Annotated in this window: 3 protein-coding genes; all 3 read left to right on the top strand. The window is 57.2% G+C overall.

The window, feature by feature from the left end; all coding sequences use genetic code 11:
- Nucleotides 1-67 precede the first annotated feature (67 nt).
- A complete protein-coding gene (tnpA, locus tag AC07V0_RS29940; RefSeq protein ID WP_495020206.1) occupies nt 68-424 on the top strand; it encodes an IS66-like element accessory protein TnpA in 357 nt (118 codons plus the stop codon).
- The gene (gene tnpB / locus AC07V0_RS29935) at nt 424-759 is read left to right on the top strand and encodes an IS66 family insertion sequence element accessory protein TnpB (RefSeq protein WP_034149241.1); all 336 of its coding nucleotides are present in this window, start codon (nt 424-426) and stop codon (nt 757-759) included. The genes tnpA and tnpB overlap by 1 nt, the downstream gene beginning before the upstream one ends.
- A gap of 81 nt (nt 760-840) precedes the next feature.
- Nucleotides 841-2,367 (top strand): IS66 family transposase, encoded by a 1,527-nt coding sequence (tnpC, locus tag AC07V0_RS29930; RefSeq protein WP_102667169.1) that lies wholly within the window; start codon nt 841-843, stop codon nt 2,365-2,367.
- Nucleotides 2,368-2,993 lie beyond the last annotated feature (626 nt).

Raw genomic sequence — 2,993 nt, 5'->3', positions numbered from 1 at the left:
CGTAAGCGTCCGGCCAACACACCTTTCTGATCCCAACGCTTAGGGCGATGGTGGACACCTATTGTAAGTGGACACCATTTTTAGCCTTATTAAGCGGATCGCCATGCGCCAACGACACTCTTACCCCAAACCTTTCAAAGCCCAAGTCGTTCAGGAATGTCTGCACGCTGGTGCGTCCATCGCAAGCGTCGCGCTGAGCCACGGGATCAATGCCAATCTCGTGCGTAAATGGATTCCGCTTTATCGCGACGCGGATAGTAAAAACCTGCCCGCTTTTATCCCTTTGAAACTAGACCCCAGCGTTCATGATCGTCCCGAGCCATCGATCAGAATCGAAGTGCCAAGCGAGCATGGGAGCCTCGTGGTGAACTGGCCCGTCAAAGATCCCGAGGGATGTGCCCGATTCGTCCGGGGATTAATCTGATGATCCGCATCGATTCCATCTGGCTCGCCACCGAGCCGATGGACATGCGCGCGGGCACTGACACCGCGCTGGCACGGGTAGTGGCGGTGTTCGGTGCGGCGAAGCCGCACTGTGCTTATCTCTTCGCCAACCGCCGCGCCAATCGGATGAAAGTGCTGGTGCATGACGGCGTCGGCATCTGGCTGGCAGCACGTCGGTTGCACCAAGGACGCTTTTTCTGGCCAGGCGTGCGACATGGTTCGGAACTTGAGTTGGATGCAGAACAGCTTCAGGCCCTGATACTCGGTTTACCTTGGCAAAGAGTCGGTGCCGGCGGCGTCATCACTGTGCTTTAAGTTCTGCCATGGCCAGCTTGCCAGCGCAATTGGCCCATCAGTCTATCGCCGCCCAAAGCCCTCTCTGGCAAAATCGGCGGCATGACTTCCATCCCGAATCTCGACCAACTGAACCCTGAACAACTGCGCGCTCTGGCCGCGCAGTTGATGCAGCGCGTCGAGACGATGGACAAGCAAATCCACCATCACAAAACAGTCAACGAGAAACTGGCCCATGAGATCGCGCTGCTCAAGCGCTTCAAGTTTGCCAAGCGCAGCGAGCAACTAAGTCCTGCTCAAGCCAGCTTGCTCGATGACCTGATCGACACCGACATCGCGGCTATCGAAGCTGAGCTTGAGGCACTGCAACCGACGCCGACTGCGGCCAAAGTGCGCCAGCAACCCAAGCGTGCGCCGCTGCCAGCGCAGTTTCCTCGTACGCTGATCCACCACGAACCGGACAACAGCCATTGCCAATGCGGCTGCGCCCTCAAGCGCATCGGTGAAGATGCCAGCGAAAAGCTCGACTACACACCCGGCGTGTTTACCGTCGAACGCCATATCCGTGGGAAATGGACCTGTGAGCAGTGCGAGACGCTGATCCAGGCGCCGGTACCGGCGCATGTCATCGACAAAGGCATCCCTACGGCAGGCCTGCTGGCCCACGTTATGGTGGCCAAGTTTGCTGACCATCTGCCGCTGTATCGACAAGAGAAAATTTTCGGCCGAGCCGGTCTGGCGATCGCCCGTTCGACCTTGGCGCAATGGGTTGGCGCCTGCGGCGTGCAGCTACAGCCACTGGTGGATGCGCTGCGCGAAGCAGTGCTCGAGCATGGCGTGATCCACGCCGACGAAACGCCGGTACAGATGCTGACGCCGGGCGCCAAGAAGACCCACCGAGCCTACGTTTGGGCCTACGCCACCAGTCAGTTCGCCGACTTGGCGGCAGTCGTTTACGACTTCAGCCCGAGCCGCGCCGGCGAACACGCCCGAACCTTCCTGAACAACTGGAACGGCAAGCTGGTCTGCGACGACTTCGCCGGTTACAAGGCAAGCTTTGATCTGGGCGTCACAGAGATCGGCTGCATGGCCCATGCTCGCCGTAAGTTCTTCGACTTGCACGCGACCAATAAGAGCCAGATCGCCGAAAAAGCGCTGCATTACATCGCCGCGCTTTATGAGATAGAACGCGAAGTCCGCGAACTGGAACCTGACGCTCGACAACGGATACGGCAGGAAAAATCGGCCCCGATAATCGATGCGCTGCACACCTGGATGATCGCCCAGCGACAACTTGTGCCTGAGGGATCGGCCATTGCCAAAGCCCTGGATTACAGCCTCAAACGCTGGGCCGCGCTGACTCGATATCTCGAGGACGGCGCGGTACCCCTCGACAATAACTGGTGTGAAAATCAAATCCGGCCATGGGCTCTCGGGCGTTCAAACTGGCTTTTCGCGGGCTCGTTACGCAGCGGCAAACGTGCGGCTGCGATCATGAGTTTGATCCAGTCAGCACGGCTTAATGGACATGATCCCTACGCCTATCTGAAGGATGTACTGACGCGGCTGCCTACACAGCGAGCGAGTGAGATTGCGGCGTTGCTGCCACATCGGTGGCAACGGGTGTAATTACATCAGGTGGCGTCGTGGAGAGTTTATGAATATTCCGGCGCATAGTCCCAAAATCATCCACAAAACATGGTTTTTCGTAGCATTGGTTGCAATGGGGTAGATCTACGCCACGTACCGCCCTTTAGCGCCCCGAGACACCCTATAAATCCCGCAGTCTCCCTGTATCCCCCTCTCAAACACCCCATTTCCCCCCATTTAATCCGCGGAACGGTAGTTATCCTGGAGTTAGCGCCCCCTGATATACCCCCCATTTTCCCTAATAATCCCCGTAACACCCCATCACCCCCTGATTATCCCTATATATCCCCGTAGCGCACCCCATTTTGCCCCTTCCAAATTCACTCGGGAGTTGTCGCTCCGCATTTGGTGGCAGAACTCGCAAAACTGATCCGAACTTATGAGAATTTGCGACGGAAGACGGCCGCAAGCGATAGCCTCTGCTGTACCTGAAACCTCTTAAATCCCCGTCTAATGTAATACTACGCAGCAAGGGAGAATTTTGATTTTGGTTGTGTTGCAGTACCGCGCGCACCATCCCTCTAGAAGTGGCAATGGTCACAGGAAGGTATCGGCTGCTGCGCCATTTTCCGACTTCGGGCCGGATGCCTTTGCCGGACGCTTAC

It is taken from the genome of Pseudomonas sp. GW821-FHT01E10 (assembly GCF_059422365.1).
The sequence above is the reverse complement of the archived record's forward strand: the minus strand, read 5'-3'. Positions and strand labels throughout refer to the sequence as shown.